This window comes from Spirillospora sp. CA-128828 (assembly GCF_050945415.1).
Classification (GTDB): Bacteria; Actinomycetota; Actinomycetes; order Streptosporangiales; family Streptosporangiaceae; genus Spirillospora.
The window spans coordinates 1,076,938-1,097,213 of record NZ_CP191986.1; the positions used below are offsets into that span (position 1 = coordinate 1,076,938).

Below are 20,276 nucleotides of genomic sequence, written 5' to 3' on the forward strand. Positions count from 1 at the left end.
GCCCCGGCACAAGGAAACCCGCACAAGGAGTCCCGCACAAGAAGCCCCGGGCACAAGGAGTTCTGCACAAGAAGCCCTGTCCACGGAGCGGGAGTAGAGGGCTAGAAATGTCAGATCTGAGTATTGTTTGACCTTTGTCGATCTCCTTCTCGGTGCAAATATTCGGGCTCCAATTATTGGTCTTCAGGGCATGAAATTAGAGTTAAGCGGGTATCATGTCAGTATGAGTTCAATCGCGGTCGAGCTTGATGCGGCGTCCACCATGGAATTGGTGAACGCCGCGTCCACGATCGCGGCCGAACTCGCACGCCGCGCCGCTCCCGAATCAGCGGCGGCGTGCCTGGAACTCGCCGAGACCCTGGCCGCCGCCACCGACATGCACGAAGCCGCCCTCGCCGGATTCATCGGTGTGGTCGACACCGGACGCGAGGTTCAGCGGTGGGGATTCCCGTCCACCCAGTCGTGGCTGCGTAATCGGCTCGGCATGCGCGACAGCCGGGCCAAAGAACGCCTCGCCCTGGCCCGCCAGCGGCACCGCCTCACCGAGGTGACCGAACGGTGGGCCGCAGGCGAGCTGTCGTTCGGATACGCCGCGACCATCGCGGGCGCGGTCGCCCGGCTGGACGACCAGGACTGCCAGGCCGCCGAAGAAATCCTCCTCGGGATGGTCGATCAGGGCTTCTCCGCCGGGAAGGTCGCCACCTTCGGCCGCCGCATCCGGGATGTGATCACCGAACGCGACGGCACCGAAGCCGCCCCCCGGGATGCGAAGCGCGGGTACGAGCGGTCCTGGATCGACTCGGCCCGCTCCCTGGACGGCGGCCGCTACATCAAAGGCTGGTTGAACGCCGAGGACGCCGCGATCTGGGACGGCACGCTCGGCCCGCTCGCCAAACCCGCCGGAACCGACGACCAGCGCGACCTGTCCGAACGCACGGCGGCGGCCCTCACCTGCGTCCTGTCGGGCGGGCACCGGGCCACCAAGGTCACCGTCATCTGCGACCTGGACACCCTCACCGGCGGCCAAACCCCCGCGCGCCTCACCGACGGCACCCCCATCCCCGCCGCCCAAGCCCGCCGCATCGCCCTCAACGCAGGAGTCTCACCCCTCCTGCTCGGCAAGGGAAACATCCCGCTCTACCTCGGCCATCGGGAAAGGTTCGCCACCCCCGCCCAACGCCGCGTCCTGGAAACCCTCTACCCGACCTGCGCCGTCCAAGGCTGCGAAGTCCCCGGGACACTGTGCGAAATCGACCACGTGAACGGATGGGCCCTCGGCTCACCCACCGACATCGACAAACTCGCCCTCTGCTGCGGCTGGCACAACCGCTACAAACACACCAACCCACAGCGGCTCCGCATCACCAAGGACGAAGACGGCCGCTACACCTACCGCACCCGCCCGCCCGACAGGGGCGAACTCACCTTCGCTGCCCCACCAACCCGGACCACGGCGACCAGTCATCCACCTCCCTGGCAACGCGCCGCCTAATAGATCGTTTCGTTTGGTGTGATTGGCGATGTTTCGCCGTGACGATGGCGGAGCGGCTGGTTCCAGACGAGCCGCGAAAGTTGTTCCAGCGGGTGGTGCCACCTGCGCCGACGCACCCGCAGGCGATGGGCGACGCCGCGTCGGCGACCGCGAGGTGTTGGCGGCGATCGAGTTAGTGGCCACCACCGGCTGCACCTGGCGCCAGGCCCCGCCAGTGCTCGCCGCCTCCTGGCAGACCATCTACCCTTGCTTCGCCGAGTGGGGCGGTGCCCGGGCGGGGGTCAAGCTGCACCGAGTCGTGCTGGACGAGCTCGGCGCCGCAAGGGAACTGGACTGGTCGCGGTGCGCGACCGACCCGGTCAGCGTCCGAGCCGCGACACCGGGGGAGCCGACCGGTCCCAATCCTTCGACCGCGGCAAAGCGTGGGTCGAAGATCCACTTGCCCACCTAGCGGACCGGACTGTCACTGGCTGTCGGATTTCCGTGGCCAGTACCACGACAGCCAGGGCCTGGAACCGGTCGAGCGGATCGGCGTCCCGCCGATCCGCTCGCGCCGTGGACCGCGCCGTCCCCACCCGGCAAGTTGCACGGCGACAAGGGCAGGGCTACGGCTACCCGTACCTGCACTGCTGGCTACGCTCACGCGGCACCGTCGTTCGCACCGCAGGCGGCATCGAATGCGGACCCGGGGCGATGCCTGACAGGAGGGCGCCGCAGGGTCACGGCACCGCCACCCGCCCGCCCGCCGAACGCGCCGTGCACATCCCCGTCGGCCGGGACTTCGGTGCCGCGCCAGCCGCTCCTCGTGGGCGTCCGGCCGCCCGGCGGCCGCCGTCGCCGCGCACGGTGTCGCCGGACCATCAGCCCGACCGGGATCGGGCGGGCGCGGGTGCCCTCGGCGACCTGTCGGCACGGCGGGGCAGCGAGGCGCTGGCGTGTCCTCGCGGGCGATCGGAGCGGCGGCCGCGTGCCGCGGCACCCGAACCCTTCCTGGCCTTCGTCGGCATCGCCGCGGCCTCGTCTAATAAGGGTTGTCACGTCGAACGCCCGTCGCCTATCTGGTCCGGTTGAGACCTGGAGCAAGACCGTGCGGACACAGCCGCCGCCGTGGGAGGTTCCGAGGAATCGGGTCCGCCACCGCGGCGGCATCGGGCAGGCTGTCGATCGTGGTTCGAGCCGCCCGCACGGTCCGGACCGGTAGCCCGTGCGGGTCGCTGGGATCGCGAACGGCTCCAGCAGACGCCAGGCCACGAGCCCTGTAATTAGAGCGCGGCGCGTTCCCCGCAGGTCAGAGCCATAGTCGGGCAGTAACGACGGCGTCCAGAGGATCGAGCCCCACGTGAAAGTGTTCTGCGGGTTCGACTGAACCGAATCCCACCACGACATCGCGCTGGTCGACGAAACCGGTGACCTGGTGGCCAAACGCCGGATCGAGGGCACCGCCAAGGGATACGGCGAGCTGCTGCAGATGCTCGCCGACGCTGGCGACGACCCGGCCGACCTGACCCGGTCGCCATCGAGACCCTGCGTGGTCTGCCGGCGGCCGCGCTGTGCGCCACTGGCGGCAAGGTCTACTCCACCAATCCGATGGCAGTTGCGTGCTACCCCGAACGCCACATCGTGTCCCGCAAAAGTCCGACCGCGTCGACGCCATGACGCCGGGCAACATCCTGCGCACCGACGCCCACGGGCACCGGCCGTTGCCCGACGACACCGAGCCTGCCCGCGCGGTCGCGGGTGCTGGCCCGGGCCCACCAGGACGCCACCTGGCAGCGCACCGAGGCCTCCAACGAGCTGCGCGAGTACATCCCTCACCTTCCTGGGCGCCTTCGCCAGCCGGACGACCAACCCTGGCCGGCCGCCAGGCGCGCGCCAATCCTTGCCATCGCCCTCACCCCGAAAGCCGCCGCCAAGCTGATGCGCATTCGCATTTCCGTGGCGCTGCGCCGGGCGGGCCTCGACCGCGGTATCGAGCAGCTGGCCGAGCAGCTCTACCAGGCCCTGCAGCCACCAGGTCATCACCGGCTTCCCCGGCCTCAGCGACCAACTCGGCGCCCGGGTCCTGGCCGCGATCGGCGACGGCCGCGGCCGGTTCGCCGACGCTGGTCCCTCGAGGCCCACGCCGGCTCCGCGCCCGTCACCCGTGCCTCCGGCCGACGCCTCGACCGACCACGAACCCGCACGAGCCCACTACCAGCCGGCTGCTGATTGCCGGGCTGGTTCGGGGCGCAAGGGGATCGACTCGTCGTTGTCGGAGCGCTAGGTGTACTTGGTCATGATCTTGGTGACACCTGACCGGTAGGTGTTTGATCAGCAAGAAGACCTCCGGGCGTAGTGGAGTTTCACCGACTTCACCGACGCCCGGAGGTCTTGATGGGTCACGCTAACGCGCGGCTGACGTTTCATGGCAGATGCCTGCTGGTTCGCCGCGTCGTCTTCGATGGCCGCCCGGTCGCGCATGTGGCGTCCGAGCTGGGGATCTCGCGGCAGTGCGCGCACCGGTGGGTGGGACGGTTCCGCGGCCAGGGCTGGGACGGGCTGGCCGACCGCCGCAGCGGTCCCCGCTCGTGCCCGTCGCGGACCCCGGCCGTGGTGGAGGAGCGGGTGCTGGCCGCCCGCGAACGCCTTCGTGCCGGCCCCGACCACATCGCCGCCGCGACCGGGGTGCCGGCCCGCACCGTCACCCGCATCCTGCGCCGCCACGGCGTTCCGGTGCTGGCGGCCTGCGACCCGCTGACCGGCCAGCAGATCCGGGCGTCCCGCAACAGCGACCGGCGTTACGAGCACCCGGCACCCGGCGACATGATCCACATCGACGTCAAGAAACTCGGCCGGATCCCCGACGGCGGCGGATGGCGCGTCCACGGCCGCAGCGAACCCGTCCGCGGCCGCGGCATCGGCTACGACCACGTCCACACCGCCATCGACGACCACACACGGCTGGCCTACGCCGAGGTCCTGCCTGACGCACCCAAGCCCTCGAATCCTGGCTCGAGCACTACAACACCCAACGCCCCCACTCGGCGGTTGCGTCCACCCACCCATCACACGACTGACACCAAGATCATGACCAAGTACAGCTAGGCGGAGGGGTGTGGGCTGAGGCCGTCCAGGATCACGGTGAGGTAAGCGTCGGCCAGAGCGGACGAAGACGGCTGGGCGCGAGCGACGGCCAGGGCGGTGTGGCCGATCAGCGTGGTAACGAGGGCGGAATCGAGGTCGGTGCGGACCTCGCCGTCGCGTCGCGCACCCTCGATCATCTCCTCCACCGCCGCGACCAGTTCGGCGCGCAGGGCGGTGGTGGCGGGCAGGGCCAGGCCGCCGAATTGGTCGCTGATGGCGTGGTGGGCGGTCTGGAAGGCGATCAGTTCGCGCAGGAAGGTGCGCAAGGCCTGGTAGGGCGCGGTCTCGGCGAGGAGGTCGCGGGCGCGTTGGACGACGGGTTCGAGCAGTTGGGAGACGGCGGCGTCCAGCAGGGCGTCCTTGCCGCCGAACGCGCGTACGACGGTGGCGGCGCCGAGTCCGGCGCGTTGGGCGATGGCCTCGACGGTGAGCGTCGCGTCCGGTTCGGCGAGCAAGGCCATGGCGGCGTCGAGCGCGAGCCGGCGGTTGCGGACGGCGTCGGCGCGGCGTCTGGGCGCGGGCGTTGACAACTGGAATGCCTCTTCCACATAATCAACTGGAATGCACGTTTCAGTTAAGCCTAGCGCGAGGAGCCCCATGAACGAGCGGATCCTGATCTCCGGAGCCAGCATCGCCGGTCTCACCCTGGCCCATTGGCTGGCCCGGCACGGCTTCCAGCCCACCGTCGTGGAGCGCGCATCGGCCCTACGCGCCGGTGGCAACGGGGTGGACGTGCGCGACGACGCGGTCGCGGTGGTCGAGCGCATGGGGCTCATGCCGCAGGTGCGGGAACTGGCCACTGACGTGCACGGCATGAAGTTCGTGGACGCCGCCGACCGCGCGATCGCCCGGATCGACACCCGCGACCCCGGCTCGGTCGAGATCATGCGCGGTGACCTGGTCGCGCTGCTGCACGAGGTCACCGGGGACGTGGAGATCCTGTTCGGCGACTCGGTCCACGCCCTGGAGCAGGACCAGGACGGCGTCACGGTCACCTTCCAGCACGCGCCCGCCCGCCGCTTCGACTTGGTGGTCGGGGCCGACGGGATGCACTCCAGCGTGCGGCGGCTGGCGTTCGGCCCCGAGGAGCGGTTCGTGGCGTTCAAGGACCACTACTTCGCGTTCGCCAACGCCGACGCTGCCCTGGGCGAGGACCGCTGGGTGACGATGTTCAACACCCCGGGCAAGATGACCGGGATCTACCGGTCGGGCAACCACGCCCAGGCCAAGGCGTACTTCATGTTCCGCTCCACACCGCTGGACCACGACCACCGCGACGTCGCCGAACACAAGCGTCTGGTCAGCGCGGCCTTCGCCGCCGACACCTCCTGGCGCACAAGGGAACTGCTCGACTCGGCGCTGGCCGACCCCGACTTCTACTTCGACGCCCTGGGGCAGGTGCGGATGGACTCCTGGTCCACTGGCCGCATCGCGCTGGTCGGGGACGCCGCCTGGTGCGCCTCCCCGGCCTCGGGCGCGGGTGCCGAGCTGGCCCTGGTCGGCGCGTACCGGCTGGCGGGGGAATTGGCCGCCGCAGGCGGTGACCACCGGGTCGCCTTCGCCCGCTACGACGCCGTCCACCGGCCGCTGGTGGAGCGCAAGCAGCAGATCGGACCGAACGTACGCCTCATGGTCCCCAAGACCGAGGGAGGCCGGTGCGTCCGCGACGCCTTCGCCCGACTCCCGCTGCTCAAGGCGGTCGGCGCGGTCGAGCGCCGCCTGCAGGCCAGGAACACCCGGCCCTTGCGCGATTACCGCCGCGCCGCCTGAGCCGGCACACCTCAAACCGCCGAGCCCGCGTCCCGCTCCCGGTCACGAGCAGTGGAACCAGGCGGCAAACCCGGCAGAGCGACCCACCTCCCTGCGCCAGCACAACCCCCTGCGGCCACACCCGCCCTGCCGGTAACGCTGCATAGCCACTGGCGGCGGTTCGGTGCTCGGTTGGTCGACGAGTTGGAGCGGGGTCCGGTCACGGCGGCCGACCGTGACCCAAGTGGTGTGATGGAGCGCTCGCTATGCCGCGAGGGCGGCCACCACCTTGTCTGCGAGCCGCTGCAGGCGGGTCGGGGCGGCGGGAGCTGGCGGATGGTGTGCCCCAGTAGAGGGGGCCCACCAGCAGGTCCAGGCCGAGTTCGACGTCGGTGCCGGGGGCGAGTTCTCCGCGTTCCACGGCCCGCCGCAGGACGTTGACCGCTTTCTCGCGTCGGGCTCCGCCGACCCTGTCGCGCAGGGAGGCGGCGATGTTGGGGTGGTGGACGCCTGCAGCGAACAGGTCGGGCAGAATTCGCGACACCAGCGGATGCCGGAGCGCCGCGTCGACTGCGGTCAGGAAGGCCAGAACATCGCCGCGCAGGGTTCCGGTGTCGGGGGTGTCGGTTGCGGCGATAGAGACTTGGGCGATCAGGTCGATGGTCATGGCCTCACTTGGATGGCCGTGCGAGTGATCGCGCTGATCGTTCAGGGTGTGGCGTGATCGGGGAAGAGGGCTGCGGCGGCGTGCCGGGTGTCGGTGTACTCGACGACGGAGGTGATCTTGCCGTCGTGGACGGTGAAGATGCCGAGGCAGCGGTTGTCGTAGGCGGTGCCGTAGATGGTCTTGGCCTTGGCGGTCCATTCGGCGACGACCTGGTCTCCTTCGGCGAGGGTGCCGGTCAGTTCGATCCGCATGGTGCCAGAGACGATGAGCGGTCCCATGCCGCCGAGGAAGTCGTTGATGATCGTGTCGCGGCCGTGCCACACCTTGGAGATGGGCAGGTCGCCTGGGTAGTGCCAGGTCGCGTCGGCGGCGAAGCTGTCGTGGACGACGTCGGCGTCGCCGTCGCGGACGGCCTCGACGTAGCGGATGACGACGGCACGGGGGTCGATGACGGTCATGGTGATGCTCCTTCGGTTGCTTTCCAGTGATGGAGGTCGTTCAGGCCAGGGTGAGGACGGCCTTGCCGCGGATGCGGCGATCGCGCAGGTCGGTGAGGGTGGTTGCGGTGTCGGCCCAGTCGGCGACGCGCCCGATCTCCGGGTGCAGCCGGTCGGCGGCGGTCAGCCGGACCAGTGCCGCCAGGTCGGCGCCGATCGAGGTGCCGGCGTCGAGGTAGTGGAAGTGCCGGATGACGGCCGACTCGGGTCCGGTGAAGAAGTCGAAGAAGTCGAGCGTCGCCGGGGTGCGGCTGGCCTGCCCGAACCAGATGAGCGTGCCCCGCTTGGCCAGCCGCGCGAGAGCGGAGGACAGGGAACGGCCTCCGGTCGACTCCAGCACGATGTCGTACGGTCCGCGTGCGTCGGCGACGTCGTGGACGATCTCGGCCGCTCCGAGTTCAGCGAGCCGCACGCCGCGTTCGGCGTCCCTGGTGACCGCGGTGACCTCGGCCCCAGCGGCGGCGGCGAGCTCGGTGACGTAGTGCCCCACACCTCCCGACGCACCGGTCAGCAGTACGCGCCGTCCCACCACAGGCCCCGCCGTACGCAGCAGCCGCAGCGCGGTCAGCCCGGCGAGCGGGAGTGCCGCGCCCTGGACCGCAGATACGCCATCGGGCAGCACGGTGAGCGCATCCGTCGGAACCGCCACGTACTCTGCCCAGCCACCCGCCATCGGATGGCCGACGACGCGCGTGATGCCGGCCGGCTCGCTCCCGCGGGCGGCCGGCTGGACGACGAGCCCGGCGATGTCCTTGCCGGGCCGGTCACCGGCCCGGGGCGCCTCCAGCTTGAACGTCTCGCCCCGGTTGACCGAAAACGCCTCGACCTTCACCAGCGCCTCGTTCGCGCCGGGTACCGGCATGGGCACATCGGCGAGTGCGACAGGTTCGGTGGGGTCTCCCGTTGGGATGTACGCCTTCATCTCATTACCTCCTTGCCTCTGAAGCGACTTCACCGCACAAGGCAGTGAGCGAGCCAACAACACGGCCCCACCACCGACAACACCGAGTTGTCGCTTATGGTCAGCGGCATGGATCTCGACCTCGTGCTGGTCCGCGCGTTCACCGAGACGGCAGAAACGCTGCATTTCGGGCGCGCCGCCGAACGGCTCGGCACCAGTCAGCAGGCGCTGTCCAAACGGATCGCACGGCTGGAGAAGCTGCTGGCCGTACGCCTCTTCGAACGCGAGGGCGGCGTCCGGCTAACCGAGGCCGGTGAGCGGTTCCGGCCCGCCGCACGGGAGGCCCTCGCGGCCGGCGAGCAGGCGGTCGCGGCCGCAACGGGCGCTGGACAGGTCGTACGGCTCGACACGTGGGGTCACCTCTACGCGCCTTTGCGCACCGTCGCCCAGACGGCGGAGGCGCTTGAGGGGGTGCGTCTGGAACCCGGCCCGGGACGGGACTGGCCGTCGGTCGCGCACGCGCTGCTGAGCGGCGACACCGACCTGGGGTTCGGCCGGGTGCACCCGCTACCCGGCGGAGCCGCCACCGGACTCACCCATCGGCTGATCCGCCTGGAACCCGTTGACGCCCTGGTCAGCACGGCCCATCCGCTCGCCGATGCCGACGAACTACGCCCAGCCGACCTTCGCGACGACATCCTGTGGTGCCCAGCGGAGCTGACACGCCTGGACTTCCTGCGCCGCTTCGCCGACCAGTTCGGGGTCACCCGCCGCCAGGACGGCCCCAACCTGGGCCTGGACCACCTCGTCCAGCACATCCAGGGCGACGCGTCGTGCTTCACGCTCTTCCCCGCCGACGCCCCGCTCCCCGACCACGCGCACCTGCGCTCGATCCCACTGACCGCCCCCACCCCGCTGTACGCCTGGTCACTGGCCTGGCGGGAGGCTCACAGCCACCCGCTCCTCGGCACACTGCTGCAGGCCTTCACCGACATCGGCCGAACCCGCCGCTGGCTGGACTACCTCCCAGGCCGCGACTGGCTCCCTGACACCGACCACACTGGGGGAGGCGGCGAACTCTGACCTGGGACATGCAGCCAGCTGCGGTTAAGGTCACCCCCTGATCGAGTGACCAGCACAGGCAGGCCGGGCGAAGACTCTGACCAGCAACCGGCTTGCGGTCGTGTTCCGGTTCCGGACGATCTCCACGGAGTAGGCAGTGACCAACCAAAAGCCGTCTCCAAGACACGGCTGGAGCGGCTGCTGTCGCGGCGCGATATCCCGCTGCGCGACGAAACGCTCTACCTTGGATCACCGCGATCGTGGGCGTGGTCGTCATGCGGTCGGCTGCCCGCCGCCTTCTTAGCAGCTATGGGCGAGCCGCCGATGACGCCCGTTCATCCTGCGCGAGCAGGGGTCTTCGAAGGAATCCACGACATGCTGATCGGCGATGTCCCCCGCGCAAAGCCGCCCGGTCCACCGGTGCTTCCTCGGCGGGCGGGTGGCAGTAACCCTAGATCTCGTCGTTGGCGCGATCCGGCTCAGGTAGTTGGGGTTTTCGCCCGCGTGCAGGGTGAGTGCGACGGCGGCGGCTTCGTCGGTGCGGATGGCGCGGCGAAGGTGCGCCGACACTGCCGGGGTGAGGAGGCCGGTGCGTCCGCGACGCCCTCGCCCGGCTCCCGCTGCTCAAGGCGGTCGGCGCGGTCGAGCGCCGCCTGCAGGCCAGGAACACCCGGCCCTTGCGCGATTACCGCCGCGCCGCCTGAGCCGGCACACCTCAAACCGCCGAGCCCGCGTCCCGCCCCCTAGCTGATGGCGCCCCCGGCCCTCTCGCCTGCCTCCGGTGATCCGTCAGACGTGTTGCGTGAGTTGTGAGAGTTCGGAACGTATCTGGGGTGGTAGCGGCCTGGCGGCGGGGTCCTTCGCGAGCAAGCTGATCAGCAGGGGGCCCAGAGACGTGCCTGCGCGCTGTGGGGTGAGCGGCGGGTCGGTCAGGACGGCGGCCATTGCCGCTGTCGGACTCGGCCCGCCGAAGACGGGCTGTCCTTCAACGGCGTAGAAGAGCGTGGCCCCAAGCCCCCACAGGTCGGTGGCGGGTGAACTCTCCAGCCCTCGGATCTGCTCTGGTGCCATGTAGGCCGGGGTGCCGATGATGGCACCCGCTTCCGTGAGCGTGGGGTCGCCTTCGAACCGGGCGATGCCGAAGTCGGCGAGCTTTATCGAGCCGTTCTGGCGGACGAGGACGTTCGCGGGTTTGAGGTCACGATGAATGATTCCGAGTTCGTGCGCCTCCGCCAGCACATCGAGGATGTCGATGCCGATTGCGGCGACCCGTGCAGGAGGAAGCGGCCCCTCGCGCTCCACCGTTTTGGTCAGCGTCAGCGCTTTGACCAACTCCATGACGATGATCACGGAGTCCTGATCCAGCAGGACATCGTGGACGGTTACGGCGTTGCTGTGGTTGAGGTGTGCGGCGGCTCTGGCCTCGCGGAGCATGCGTGCTCGCATGTTCCTGCTGGCGTCGGGAGAGAGTCCGGAGGGCGGAAGGAGTTGCTTGATCGCCACCTGCCGGCCCAGAACGCTGTCCCTGGCTCGCCAGACCACCCCCATGCCGCCGCGGCCGAGTTCTTCCAGCGGAGTGAACCGGTCCGCTGACGGCTGCGTTGGTTCCGAGATGGTCGCTTCTGTCGTTCGCTGCGCTGAGGCGGCGCGAGGCTGTGCTTCATGAGCACGTTGTAGGCGGCGGCGTTGGATCGCCAGGGAGATCCCGATGAGGACGAATACGACGACCAGAACCGCGCCGATGACGAAGAAGATATTCGTATACCAAGGCGGTGCTGCCGCTGCTGCCATCGGCACTAAGAAACCTTCCCTGGCTCGCACGGACTCACGCTACCCACCGTTTCACGTCGGTAGCCCATCGAAGCCACTATGTTGCCAGTTCAGGTTGCTCGATGGCGAGCCCTGGCGGCCGCAACCACGCGACGACCTCAATCATCGCGATCGCGTCCGAAGGCAGTTTCGAGCGAAGTAAGAAACTGATCGCGCAGCGAGCCGCTAGGCGAGACGGAGCGATGCAGCGATCGCACCGCATTTATCGACGATGGAGGGCCGCCAGGCCCGAAGGAGGAGAAAAATGCCTCAAGTACGGGCGGGGGTCTTCTCTTCGGATTCGCCGGGGCGGTGGTCGGGGACGAAGCGGTAGCCGACGTTGCGGACCGTGCCGATCAGTGACTCGTACTCGGCGCCGAGCTTGGCGCGGAGGCGCCGGACGTGGACGTCCACGGTCCGGGTGCCGCCGAAGTAGTCGTAGCCCCACACCTCCTGGAGGAGTTGGGCGCGGGTGAAGACCCGGCCCGGGTGCTGGGCGAGGTACTTCAACAGCTCGAACTCCTTGAAGGTCAGGTCGAGGACCCGGCCGCGGAGGCGGGCGGTGTAGGTGGCCTCGTCGATGGTGAGGTCGCCGCTGCGGATCTCGCCGGGCGCCTCGTCGGCGTCGGCGACCGCGGCGGCACGGCCGACGGCCAGGCGGAGCCGGGCCTCGACCTCGGCGGGGCCCGCGGTCTGCAGCAGGACGTCGTCCAGGCCCCATTCGGGGCTGAGCGCGGCGAGGCCGCCCTCGGTCACGATGGCGAGCAGCGGGCAGTCGAGTCCGGTGGTGCGCAGCAGCCGGCACAGGCTCTTGGCCTGGACCAGGTCGCGGCGGGCGTCGACCAGCACGATGTCGGCCGGTGGCGCGTCGATGAGCGCGGACGCCTCGGCGGGCGCCACGCGCACGGAGTGCAGCAGAAGCCCCAGCGCGGGCAGGACCTCGTCGGAGGGCTCCAACGCGTTGGTCAGCAAGAGCAAGCTGCTCAAGTGCCGCCTCCCGTCTCAAAAGACGTAGGACCCAGGCGGCTCACCCTCCAGCCCCGGCGAACGGCCAGCGGCTCGAAGACGAGGTGGCCATGAAGGGGCTTTCGGATGAACTCCATGGCCTCGTCGCCCGGATCCCTCACCCAAGAGCATAACCGAGTCACCCGGCGCGGCCATGGCGCGACCTGGCCAAGCCCCGCCGGCGGCGGATGAGACGCTTGAATCATGGCCAAGGGAACGATGCGGTACTGGGCGGCGGCGAAGGCGGCCGCGGGGACGCATGAGGAGCCGTACGACGCCGGGACGCTGGCGGAGGCGATCGCGGTGGCCCGGGACGGGCGCGGCGGGGAGTTCGCGCGGGTCGTCGGGCGGAGTTCGTTCCTGGTCGACGGGGAGCCGGTGGGGACCCGTCCGCACGATTCCGTGGCGCTGCCGGAGGGCGGAGTGGTGGAGGTGCTCCCGCCGTTCGCCGGTGGTTGATCTCACAGGGGAGTGATTCTCCGCCTCGCAAGGTCATTCTCCAGCGCGACCCTTTGCTGCCCGTTTGCGCAATAAGGTGTGGCGATTGCGTGCCGGAGTCCGAAGGAGAGACATGCGGAAAGTGCTGCTGGGGCTGCTGGTGCTCGCGGCCGTGGTGCTGGTGCTCGCGGACCGGTTCGGCGTCCGGACCGCGGAGAACAAGATCGGTGAGCAGGTGGCCGCGCAGTACAACCTGCAGGAGCGGCCCGAGGTCACCATTCACGGCATCCCCTTCCTGACGCAGGCGATCGGCGGCGAGTACAAGCACATCGAGGTGGCGATCGGCGACTGGACGGAGCAGGGCGTCACCGTCAGCGGCGTCAAGGTCGACATGCGGGGCGTGAGCGCGCCGCTGTCGGAGGTCACCAAGGGCAACGCCGCGAACGTCACCGCGCGCACCGCGACCGCCTCGGCCGTCGTCCCCTACGACGTGATCAAGAAGGAGGCGCCGAAGGAGGTCAAGCGGATCGGGCCGAAGGGCGACGACCTGTCCGTGGACATGACCGGCAACGTCCTGGGCGTCCCGGTGAACGGCACCGCGGTGGTGCAGGTCAAGCCGACTTCGAAGGGCATCGCGGTCACGCCGGTGTCGGTGGGGTCGAACGGTGCCCAGCAGATTCCGCTGGCGCTGGTGAAGCAGCAGCTGACCTGGGTCGTCCCGGTCGCCGATCTGCCCGTCGGGTCGCGGATCAGCGAGATCCAGCCGACCCCGGACGGGCTGCGGGTGAGCGCGACCGCCGAGAACGTGCGGCTGAACGATCTCCAGCAGAAGTAGCCGCGAGCCCGGTGAACCGGTCCGGTGGGGCGTACGTGTCAGTGGTGTGGGTCCGACCGCGGATGAGGGTTTGCTTCGCGCCCTGTACAGCGAACACGCGGGTCCTCTTCTCGGATACGTCCTGCGGCTGACCGGCGGGGACCGAACCCAGGCAGAGGACGTCGTGCAGGAGACGCTGCTGCGCGCCTGGAAGCACCCGGAGGCGCTGGCGGGGCGTCCCGTCCGGCCATGGCTGTTCACGGTCGCGCGGAACCTGGTCGTGGACGCGCATCGCGCGAGACGTGCGCGTCCCCCGGAGACGGGCATCGACGAGCAGGTCATGATGACCGCCGCGGGCTCGGACGACATCGACAGGGCACTGGAGTCCTGGACGGTCGCCGAGGCGCTGGCCGGACTCAGCCCCTCGCACCGGGCGGTCCTGGTCGAGACGTACTACAAGGGCCGGTCCGTGGCGGAGGCGTCGAAGACGCTGGGCATCCCGCCCGGCACGGTGAAGTCCCGCACCTATTACGCACTGCGGGCGCTCAAACTCGCATTGGAGGAGCGGGGGTTGGCGCCATGAACGACTGCACGGACGTGCGCACCGCGCTCGGTGTGTACGTGCTCGGCGCGCTCGATCCCGGGGAGCGGAGCCAGGTGGAGGCCCACCTGGAGCGCTGTCCCGCCTGCCGGGACGAGCTGGCCGGGCTGGCCGGCCTGCCCGCGCTGCTCGGGCGGGTCGACGAGGAGCAGCTCGAACAGGTGGCCGGGCCGCCGCCCGAGCTCCTGGACGGGCTGCTGGTCAAGGCGGCCGAACGACGGAGGGGATGGCTCGGACCGCTGGGGCGGCCGGCCGGCGGGTGGGGCCGGGGGTGGGCCCCGCTCGCCGCCGCCGCGTGCCTGCTCCTGGTCGTCGGGGGCCTGTTCGGCGGCCTGCTGTTCCCGTCCCGGACGGGTGACGGCACCGCCGCGAAACCGCCGCCGTCCGCCACGTCGACGCCGGCCCCGACGACGGCGGGCGAGCGGATCACCGCCGAGAACCCGAGGTCCAACATCAAGGGCTATGTGGTGCTTCACCGGAAGCAGTGGGGCACGGAGGTGGAACTGCACCTCGCCGGGGTCAAGAAGGGGTCGCACTGCAAGCTGCTCGTGATCGCGCGGGACGGCCGCCGGGACGCGCTCGGCAGCTGGTACGTCCCGTACGACGAGGGCTACGGTGAGTACCGCGGGTCCACGATGTTCCCGCGCGGCCAGCTGTTCTCGTTCGAGATCGTCGGTCTGGACGGACGGCCGCTGCTCACCATCCCCACCTGACGGGACGGCTGTGGAAGAAGTCGCGGGCCTCCGGGGTTGTTCCGCGCGATGACCGGAGCATTGATCGCGGCGGCGGTCCTCATCGCGGCCACGGTGTTCGGCCTTGTCAGGCGGCACCGTGACGGCGTGCTGCGCGCCCGCCGGGAGAAGGGCGGCGAGATGGGCGAGACCGTCCGGCCGGACGACATGGGGGCCGACCTGGGCGAGAAGGCCACGCTGCTGCAGTTCTCCAGCGCGTTCTGCGCGCCGTGCCGCGCCACCCGCCGGATCCTGGGCGAGGTGAGCGACATGGTCGAGGGCGTCGCGCACGTCGAGCTCGACGCCGAGGCGCATCTCGATCTCGTCCGCCGGCTGAAAATCGTCCGGACCCCGACCGTCCTCGTCCTGGACGAGGCCGGCCGCGTCGTCCGCCGCGCCACCGGCGCGCCCCGCAAACCCGACGTCATCGCTGCCCTGGGCGAGGCCATTCCGTGAGCCATAACCGGATGACCTGGGCGAAGACGAATGTCACTGTCTCGGAAGGCGAGACGGAAGTGACAGCGCGTGGATTGTCGGCTTAACATCGTGTCCGTGCGTTACTGGACAGAGCAGATGCTCACGAAGCGCCGCGCGGTGGACTTCTGCCGCGTGGCCGCCTCGCTCTGTCGCATGGCCTGAGGCATCGAGCCCGTCCGCCCCCGAGCACCTTTCCGCTTCCAGCTCGTACGCACGCTTCCACTCCGCCAGGAGCACCCCGATGCAGGTTGATCCGCGTGGGCCGCGTTTCGGCGCGTATGTCACGACCGTCGTCCTCGTCGCGGTGCTGGCGACCGGAAGCTGGGCACTGCTCGCCGCTCAGGCCGTCGTGTTCGCCATCGCGACCCTCCTCGGCCTCCGGTACGCCCCGTACGGACTGGTGTTCAAAGTGCTGATCCGTCCCCGGCTCGCTCCGCCCAGGGAACTGGAGGACGCGGCACCGCCCCGCTTCGCGCAGGGGGTCGGTTTCGCGTTCGCCCTGGTGGGAACGGCCGGGTACGCGACGGGGATCACCTGGCTCGGAATCGGTGCCACCGCCCTCGCGCTGGCGGCGGCGTTCCTGAACGCGGTGTTCGGGTTCTGCCTCGGCTGCGAGATGTATCTCCTCATCCGACGTACAACCGCGAAATTCCGCTCCGAGAGGGAGGTTCCCGCATGAGCCGCTCAGACGTCCTGGTGGACACCGACTGGGTCGATGCGCACCTGGACGACCCCGGTCTCGTCCTCGTCGAGGTCGACGAGGACGTGTCCGCGTACGACAAGGGTCACATCCGTGGCGCCGTGAAGATCGACTGGAAGACCGAGCTGCAGGACCCGGTCCGCCGCGACTTCGTCGACCAGACCGGGTTCGAGCAGCTGCTGTCCGGCAAGGGCATCGCCAACGACGACCTGGTGATCCTCTATGGCGGCAACAACAACTGGTTCGCCGCCTACGCGTACTGGTACTTCAAGCTGTACGGCCACGACAAGGTGAAGCTGCTGGACGGCGGCCGCAAGAAGTGGGAGCTGGACTCCCGCGAGCTGGTCACCGACGTCCCGTCCCGTCCCGCGACCGAGTACAAGGCCAAGGAGCAGGACCTGAAGATCCGCGCCTTCCGCGACGAGGTCGTGGACGCGATCGGCAAGCAGAACCTGATCGACGTCCGGTCGCCGGACGAGTTCAGCGGCAAGCTGCTCGCCCCGGCGCACCTGCCGCAGGAGCAGTCGCAGCGGGCCGGCCACGTGCCGACGGCGGCCAACATCCCGTGGTCGAAGGCGGCCAACGACGACGGCACGTTCCGGTCCGACGAGGAGCTCCGCGAGCTCTACACCGAGGCCGGCGTCGACCTGAACAAGGACACCATCGCCTACTGCCGCATCGGCGAGCGCTCCTCGCACACGTGGTTCGCGCTGCGCGAGCTGCTCGGCCTGGAGAACGTGAAGAACTACGACGGTTCGTGGACCGAGTACGGCTCGCTGGTCGGCGTGCCGATCGAGCTCGGCGCCGCCAAGTAAGTCCACGCGGTTATTCCGTGCACACGGAGATGGAGGAGAAATGACCCAGGGCTGCGCAGCGCCTGAGCAGACGGCGCATCTGCCTGCGACCGTCGACCTGACCAACGAGGCAGTCATCCAGGGGACCGTCACCCGTGACGGCACCCCCGTGTCCAGCGCCTACGCCCGGCTGCTCGACTCGACCGGCGAGTTCACCGCCGAGGTCGTCACGGGCGACGAGGGCGTGTTCCGGTTCTTCGCCGCCGACGGCGACTGGACCGTGCGCGTCCTCGCGGCCGGCGGGGTGAGCATCGACAACACCGTCACCGCGAAGACCGGCGAGGTCGCCGGGCTCCAGGTCGCCATCTGACCTGAGACCGCGCGTCCCCGAACCCCGCCGTCCCACCCCACCGTGGACGGCGGGGTTCGTCATATGTCCGTACTGCGCGAGCGGACGAGATGAGAACGGGCCCGGTGATGCCGGGCCCGCTCCACTTGTACGGCCGCACCGTCACCGATGCGGCCGTCCCTTCAGAGCTGCGGCTTGTGTTACCGCTGCTCGTCCGGGTGCTCGTCCGTGGCGCCCTGGCGCTCGGCCGCGGCCGCCAGAATGGCGGCCTTGATCTCCGGCGCCGAGCTGCTCTGGCTGACCTGGAAGGTCAGCTCCGCGTGGTGGGTGCCGTTGACCTCGCCCTTGAACACCGCCGTCACCTTGTCGTCGGCGGAGAGGCGATCCTTGTCGGCCGCCCACGCCTCTCCGCGGAGGGCCAGAGTGCCCTCTTCGGCGGCGGCGGCGGGGTCGTTGCTCTGGAGTACCAGCTTTTGCAACGTTCTTCTCCTTCGATTTCGATTCGGTCCCGCAAGGGGACATCACGGTGAAGACCGTCCGCGAAGGAGAGGTGAACGCACCTGGGCTGTGTCAGGTGTGTGACAAGACAGAACAAGGGCCCGGTGGTTTCCGGGCCCTTGTTCGTGCTTGCTGGTGACTGGTCAGTTGCTCCAGAGGAGGGTGTTGGTGACCTCGACGCCGAGTTCGCCGGCGGTGGCGAAGATGCTTCCGTCGCGACCGCCGGTCGGGCCGCCGCTGGACCAGTAGGACTGGGCGTAGATCACGTTCGCGCCCTGCGTCCAGGTCCGCGTCCAGTACGCGGGGTCGGCCCGGGGCTGCGGCAGGCCGCTGGCGTCGGACGGCGTCAGCAGCTTCGGCCAGCCTTCCTGGTTCGTGTAGCCCTTGACGATGGACGCGTCCGTCGACGTGGCGAACTTCAGGATCGAGACGGACGTGATGATCTGCCTGGACGGGCTGGCGTACACGGCCGAGTACATGCTGCCGACGCACGGGTGAGTGCGCAGCGCAGGCAGCAGCACGGAGTTCGCGCGGGTGATGCAGGACTCGGTGCGCGTCCCCGCCTGCGTGAACGTGTTGCCCTTCGCCGTCCGGATCGTCCTGCCGAGGACGCCGGACGGGTCGACGGCGCCGCCGCTGGACGTCGGGCTCGGCTCCGTCGTGGACTGGTAGGTCGGGACGCTGGTCGACGGCAGCGTCGACGTCCGGTCCGAGTCGTCGTCATCGCCGCCGAGGACGAGGACGGCGCCCGTGCCGACCACGGCCAGCACCAGGACGGCGCCGACGATGAGCAGCCACACGAGCGCGCCGCCGCCGCCGCTGCGCCGGGGGGGTGGGAATCCGGGACCGCCGGGCAGCGGCGGTCCGGCCGGGGGTACGGCAGGCGTCGCCGGCGGCGGGAAACCCGGCTGGCCGGGTGGTTGCTGACCGGGCCAAGGTGGGGGGTTCATGGTCGCTCCGGGCGGGTGTACAGGCGGGGTGCCGATTGAGGTGCGGCCAGACTAGTGGCAGGCTCGCGGTGATTTCAGGGGAGATTTCCCTTGTAGAAGGGACCGTGTCGGTGAGCCCTTGTGCCGCAAGGTTCCTGGAGTGTGAGAGATACGTCACTCTCGGTGTTTTCGGGGGTTTCCTGGCGTGTCAGGCCCAGTCACGGGTGAGTTCGAGGTCCCACGGGACGAGGTTCCAGGGGCTGCGCGGCTCGGTGGCGAGCTCCTCGATGAGGCGTTCGTACTCGGCCTGCGTCTTCCCGCCGCCGCCCGACCAGAGCAGCCGTCCCTGGAGGTAGCAGGTGGCCATGTCGCGCCAGGACGAGTACCGACGCTGGATGTCGAGCGCCAGCGGCAGCATCCGGTCCCAGCAGTACTCCTCGGCCAGCCACCCCACGATGTGGCCCCAGCGGTAGAGCATCAGCGCGCGCCCGTAGTCCCAGATGAGGAACCGGCCCACGTCGGCGCGCAGCGCCGGGTCGGCGAGCGCGCTCAGCCGGTGCAGTTCCTCGGCCGCGTGGTTGCGGTCGTTGAAGAGCTGGTGGAGGAACAGCGCCAGTTCGGCGCCCTCCTCGCTGGCGTCCGCGCCGGGTTCGTCCCGCAGCAGCGGCGCGACGAGCCGCGCGTACGAGCCTCCCTCGTCCCCGTAGCGGACCCGGACCAGTTCGATGAGCCGCTCGACGAACGGCGGTTCGAGCCGGTCGCCGGCGATGAGGCCGTCGACCTCGCGGAGCAGCGACCCGTACTCCTCCTGCGCGGCGGCGGGCCGGGCGGCGAGCCGGGCGTCCTGCGTGAAGTCGGCGCGGTGCCCGTCCTGGACGAGCCAGTTGACGGCGCCGAGGAGCTGCTCCAGGTCGTAGGCGCCCCACGGGTCCTGGAGCAGGTCGTGCGCGGCGCGGCGGTCGGCGGTCGCGGCCGTGCCGGGGGCGGCGCCGAGCCGGTCCACCTGGAACCCGTTGATCGCGCCGTACGGGGCGCCGGCCGCGATGATCCAGCGCTGCACCGGGGTGAGGGCGCCGCCGTGGGCGAGGACGCCGGGAAGGTCGGGCGCGGAGATCAGCTCCCAGAGCCGCTGCCGGAACTCCGTGGCCTGCCGTTCCTCGCTGCCGAAGAACCCGGCGAGCTGCTTGCGGAGCGCCGGGTGCCGGACGTAGAGGCGCCGGAAGAACCGCCCGTTCTTCCACACGAGATGCTCGGGGCGCAGCTCGCCGAACGGGACCCGTGTCCGCCGGTGGACCATCGCCTGCTCGGCGAACCGCAGTTCCAGGTCGGACCAGAGCCGGGCCAGCGGGGTGAAGCGCAGCAGGAGGACGAATCCCCCCACCAGGGCGAGCAGGACGGCGCCGGGAGCGAGCGCCCACCGCGCCTCGTCCGGCAGCCCGGTCAGGGACAGCACCGCCCCGGCGAGCAGCAGCGCCACGCCGCCCGCGCCGAGCCCGAGGAACCAGCCGGTCGTGAGGACCAGAGACCCTTCGATGCGGAGCACCGCCTCGTCGCCGTCGAACTCGAACGACCCTTCGGCGAGTGTCCCCTCGACGGCCCGCTCAAGCGCGTCGAGCTGACCGGCCTCTCCCATGGGCAGG

At 69.9% G+C, this 20,276-nt stretch carries 21 protein-coding genes and 2 pseudogenes; 14 read left to right on the forward strand and 9 right to left on the reverse strand.

Features of this window, described 5'->3' with window-relative positions; genetic code table 11:
* Positions 1-223: 223 nt before the first annotated feature.
* The 3 genes and pseudogenes from ACQPXG_RS05625 to ACQPXG_RS05635 form a co-directional block, all read left to right on the forward strand.
* Entirely contained in the window at positions 224-1,492 is a 1,269-nt protein-coding gene (locus tag ACQPXG_RS05625; protein ID WP_433466536.1) for a DUF222 domain-containing protein, read from the forward strand.
* A gap of 38 nt (positions 1,493-1,530) precedes the next feature.
* Positions 1,531-2,158, forward strand: a pseudogene (locus tag ACQPXG_RS05630) (transposase); the annotation flags it as partial.
* 1,707 nt (positions 2,159-3,865) lie between these two features.
* A pseudogene (locus ACQPXG_RS05635) lies at positions 3,866-4,459 on the forward strand (helix-turn-helix domain-containing protein); the annotation flags it as partial.
* Positions 4,460-4,572: 113 nt separating this feature from the next.
* Here the strand turns inward: ACQPXG_RS05635 and ACQPXG_RS05640 are convergent.
* On the reverse strand, positions 4,573-5,163 hold the full coding sequence (locus tag ACQPXG_RS05640) for a TetR/AcrR family transcriptional regulator (RefSeq protein WP_433466537.1): 591 nt from the start codon (positions 5,161-5,163) through the stop codon (positions 4,573-4,575).
* A gap of 49 nt (positions 5,164-5,212) precedes the next feature.
* Here ACQPXG_RS05640 and ACQPXG_RS05645 point away from each other — a divergent pair, with 49 nt between their 5' ends.
* Positions 5,213-6,385 carry an FAD-dependent monooxygenase gene (locus ACQPXG_RS05645; protein WP_433466538.1) on the forward strand — a complete coding sequence of 391 codons (1,173 nt, stop codon included), beginning with the start codon at positions 5,213-5,215 and terminating at the stop codon, positions 6,383-6,385.
* Positions 6,386-6,584: 199 nt separating this feature from the next.
* On the opposite strand, the gene ACQPXG_RS05650 is transcribed toward ACQPXG_RS05645, so the two are convergent.
* Genes ACQPXG_RS05650 through ACQPXG_RS05660 form a run of 3 tightly spaced genes read right to left on the reverse strand, consistent with a single transcriptional unit; the run spans position 6,585 to position 8,450 of the window.
* The gene (locus tag ACQPXG_RS05650) at positions 6,585-7,031 is read right to left on the reverse strand and encodes a TetR-like C-terminal domain-containing protein (protein ID WP_433466539.1); all 447 of its coding nucleotides are present in this window, start codon (positions 7,029-7,031) and stop codon (positions 6,585-6,587) included.
* Between the two features lie 41 nt (positions 7,032-7,072).
* Positions 7,073-7,489, reverse strand: a complete 417-nt coding sequence (locus ACQPXG_RS05655; RefSeq protein WP_433466540.1) for a nuclear transport factor 2 family protein — start codon at positions 7,487-7,489, stop codon at positions 7,073-7,075.
* 40 nt (positions 7,490-7,529) lie between these two features.
* Positions 7,530-8,450 (reverse strand): zinc-binding dehydrogenase, encoded by a 921-nt coding sequence (locus tag ACQPXG_RS05660; RefSeq protein ID WP_433466541.1) that lies wholly within the window; start codon positions 8,448-8,450, stop codon positions 7,530-7,532.
* A 108-nt stretch (positions 8,451-8,558) separates the two neighbouring features.
* On the opposite strand from ACQPXG_RS05660, the gene ACQPXG_RS05665 reads away from it, so the two are divergent.
* Positions 8,559-9,512, forward strand: a complete 954-nt coding sequence (locus ACQPXG_RS05665; protein WP_433466542.1) for a LysR family transcriptional regulator — start codon at positions 8,559-8,561, stop codon at positions 9,510-9,512.
* Positions 9,513-10,280: 768 nt separating this feature from the next.
* Here ACQPXG_RS05665 and ACQPXG_RS05670 read toward each other — a convergent pair.
* Both ACQPXG_RS05670 and ACQPXG_RS05675 read right to left on the reverse strand, forming a co-directional pair.
* Positions 10,281-11,282, reverse strand: a complete 1,002-nt coding sequence (locus ACQPXG_RS05670) for a serine/threonine-protein kinase (RefSeq protein ID WP_433466543.1) — start codon at positions 11,280-11,282, stop codon at positions 10,281-10,283.
* 288 nt (positions 11,283-11,570) lie between these two features.
* Complete coding sequence (locus tag ACQPXG_RS05675) at positions 11,571-12,287, reverse strand: winged helix-turn-helix transcriptional regulator (protein ID WP_433466544.1); 717 nt, start codon at positions 12,285-12,287, stop codon at positions 11,571-11,573.
* Positions 12,288-12,509: 222 nt separating this feature from the next.
* Here ACQPXG_RS05675 and ACQPXG_RS05680 point away from each other — a divergent pair, with 222 nt between their 5' ends.
* From ACQPXG_RS05680 to ACQPXG_RS05720, 9 genes are all read left to right on the forward strand, one after another.
* Positions 12,510-12,764 (forward strand): MoaD/ThiS family protein, encoded by a 255-nt coding sequence (locus ACQPXG_RS05680; RefSeq protein WP_433466545.1) that lies wholly within the window; start codon positions 12,510-12,512, stop codon positions 12,762-12,764.
* A 112-nt stretch (positions 12,765-12,876) separates the two neighbouring features.
* Positions 12,877-13,578 carry an LmeA family phospholipid-binding protein gene (locus tag ACQPXG_RS05685; protein ID WP_433466546.1) on the forward strand — a complete coding sequence of 234 codons (702 nt, stop codon included), beginning with the start codon at positions 12,877-12,879 and terminating at the stop codon, positions 13,576-13,578.
* A gap of 70 nt (positions 13,579-13,648) precedes the next feature.
* Positions 13,649-14,140 (forward strand): sigma-70 family RNA polymerase sigma factor, encoded by a 492-nt coding sequence (locus ACQPXG_RS05690; RefSeq protein ID WP_433466547.1) that lies wholly within the window; start codon positions 13,649-13,651, stop codon positions 14,138-14,140.
* Complete coding sequence (locus ACQPXG_RS05695; protein WP_433466548.1) at positions 14,137-14,871, forward strand: anti-sigma factor family protein; 735 nt, start codon at positions 14,137-14,139, stop codon at positions 14,869-14,871. Before ACQPXG_RS05690 ends, ACQPXG_RS05695 begins: the two co-directional genes overlap by 4 nt.
* A 159-nt stretch (positions 14,872-15,030) precedes the next feature.
* Positions 15,031-15,345, forward strand: a complete 315-nt coding sequence (locus tag ACQPXG_RS05700; protein WP_433469904.1) for a TlpA family protein disulfide reductase — start codon at positions 15,031-15,033, stop codon at positions 15,343-15,345.
* A 117-nt stretch (positions 15,346-15,462) separates the two neighbouring features.
* Entirely contained in the window at positions 15,463-15,528 is a 66-nt protein-coding gene (locus ACQPXG_RS05705) for a putative leader peptide (RefSeq protein WP_353819285.1), read from the forward strand.
* A 79-nt stretch (positions 15,529-15,607) separates the two neighbouring features.
* A complete protein-coding gene (locus ACQPXG_RS05710; protein ID WP_433466549.1) occupies positions 15,608-16,045 on the forward strand; it encodes a DUF4395 domain-containing protein in 438 nt (145 codons plus the stop codon).
* A complete protein-coding gene (locus ACQPXG_RS05715; RefSeq protein WP_433466550.1) occupies positions 16,042-16,881 on the forward strand; it encodes a sulfurtransferase in 840 nt (279 codons plus the stop codon). Before ACQPXG_RS05710 ends, ACQPXG_RS05715 begins: the two co-directional genes overlap by 4 nt.
* Before the next feature lie 40 nt (positions 16,882-16,921).
* On the forward strand, positions 16,922-17,230 hold the full coding sequence (locus tag ACQPXG_RS05720) for a DUF1416 domain-containing protein (RefSeq protein ID WP_433466551.1): 309 nt from the start codon (positions 16,922-16,924) through the stop codon (positions 17,228-17,230).
* Between the two features lie 179 nt (positions 17,231-17,409).
* On the opposite strand, the gene ACQPXG_RS05725 is transcribed toward ACQPXG_RS05720, so the two are convergent.
* The 3 genes from ACQPXG_RS05725 to ACQPXG_RS05735 form a co-directional block, all read right to left on the reverse strand.
* Positions 17,410-17,688 (reverse strand): hypothetical protein, encoded by a 279-nt coding sequence (locus tag ACQPXG_RS05725; protein WP_433466552.1) that lies wholly within the window; start codon positions 17,686-17,688, stop codon positions 17,410-17,412.
* A 162-nt stretch (positions 17,689-17,850) separates the two neighbouring features.
* Entirely contained in the window at positions 17,851-18,657 is an 807-nt protein-coding gene (locus tag ACQPXG_RS05730; protein ID WP_433466553.1) for a hypothetical protein, read from the reverse strand.
* A 187-nt stretch (positions 18,658-18,844) separates the two neighbouring features.
* Complete coding sequence (locus ACQPXG_RS05735) at positions 18,845-20,269, reverse strand: DUF1266 domain-containing protein (protein ID WP_433466554.1); 1,425 nt, start codon at positions 20,267-20,269, stop codon at positions 18,845-18,847.
* Between the last annotated feature and the right edge of the window lie 7 nt (positions 20,270-20,276).

Bases quoted from the DNA above. Each gene is read 5' to 3' on its own strand.
- ACQPXG_RS05625 (WP_433466536.1), top strand. From the start codon at position 224: ATGAGTTCAATCGCGGTCGAGCTTGATGCGGCGTCCACCATGGAATTG.
- ACQPXG_RS05645 (WP_433466538.1), top strand. From the start codon at position 5,213: ATGAACGAGCGGATCCTGATCTCCGGAGCCAGCATCGCCGGTCTCACC.
- ACQPXG_RS05650 (WP_433466539.1), bottom strand. From the start codon at position 7,031: ATGACCATCGACCTGATCGCCCAAGTCTCTATCGCCGCAACCGACACC.
- ACQPXG_RS05655 (WP_433466540.1), bottom strand. From the start codon at position 7,489: ATGACCGTCATCGACCCCCGTGCCGTCGTCATCCGCTACGTCGAGGCC.
- ACQPXG_RS05660 (WP_433466541.1), bottom strand. From the start codon at position 8,450: ATGAAGGCGTACATCCCAACGGGAGACCCCACCGAACCTGTCGCACTC.
- ACQPXG_RS05665 (WP_433466542.1), top strand. From the start codon at position 8,559: ATGGATCTCGACCTCGTGCTGGTCCGCGCGTTCACCGAGACGGCAGAA.
- ACQPXG_RS05670 (WP_433466543.1), bottom strand. From the start codon at position 11,282: ATGGCAGCAGCGGCAGCACCGCCTTGGTATACGAATATCTTCTTCGTC.
- ACQPXG_RS05680 (WP_433466545.1), top strand. From the start codon at position 12,510: ATGGCCAAGGGAACGATGCGGTACTGGGCGGCGGCGAAGGCGGCCGCG.
- ACQPXG_RS05685 (WP_433466546.1), top strand. From the start codon at position 12,877: ATGCGGAAAGTGCTGCTGGGGCTGCTGGTGCTCGCGGCCGTGGTGCTG.
- ACQPXG_RS05695 (WP_433466548.1), top strand. From the start codon at position 14,137: ATGAACGACTGCACGGACGTGCGCACCGCGCTCGGTGTGTACGTGCTC.
- ACQPXG_RS05700 (WP_433469904.1), top strand. From the start codon at position 15,031: ATGGGCGAGACCGTCCGGCCGGACGACATGGGGGCCGACCTGGGCGAG.
- ACQPXG_RS05710 (WP_433466549.1), top strand. From the start codon at position 15,608: ATGCAGGTTGATCCGCGTGGGCCGCGTTTCGGCGCGTATGTCACGACC.
- ACQPXG_RS05715 (WP_433466550.1), top strand. From the start codon at position 16,042: ATGAGCCGCTCAGACGTCCTGGTGGACACCGACTGGGTCGATGCGCAC.
- ACQPXG_RS05720 (WP_433466551.1), top strand. From the start codon at position 16,922: ATGACCCAGGGCTGCGCAGCGCCTGAGCAGACGGCGCATCTGCCTGCG.
- ACQPXG_RS05730 (WP_433466553.1), bottom strand. From the start codon at position 18,657: ATGAACCCCCCACCTTGGCCCGGTCAGCAACCACCCGGCCAGCCGGGT.
- ACQPXG_RS05735 (WP_433466554.1), bottom strand. From the start codon at position 20,269: ATGGGAGAGGCCGGTCAGCTCGACGCGCTTGAGCGGGCCGTCGAGGGG.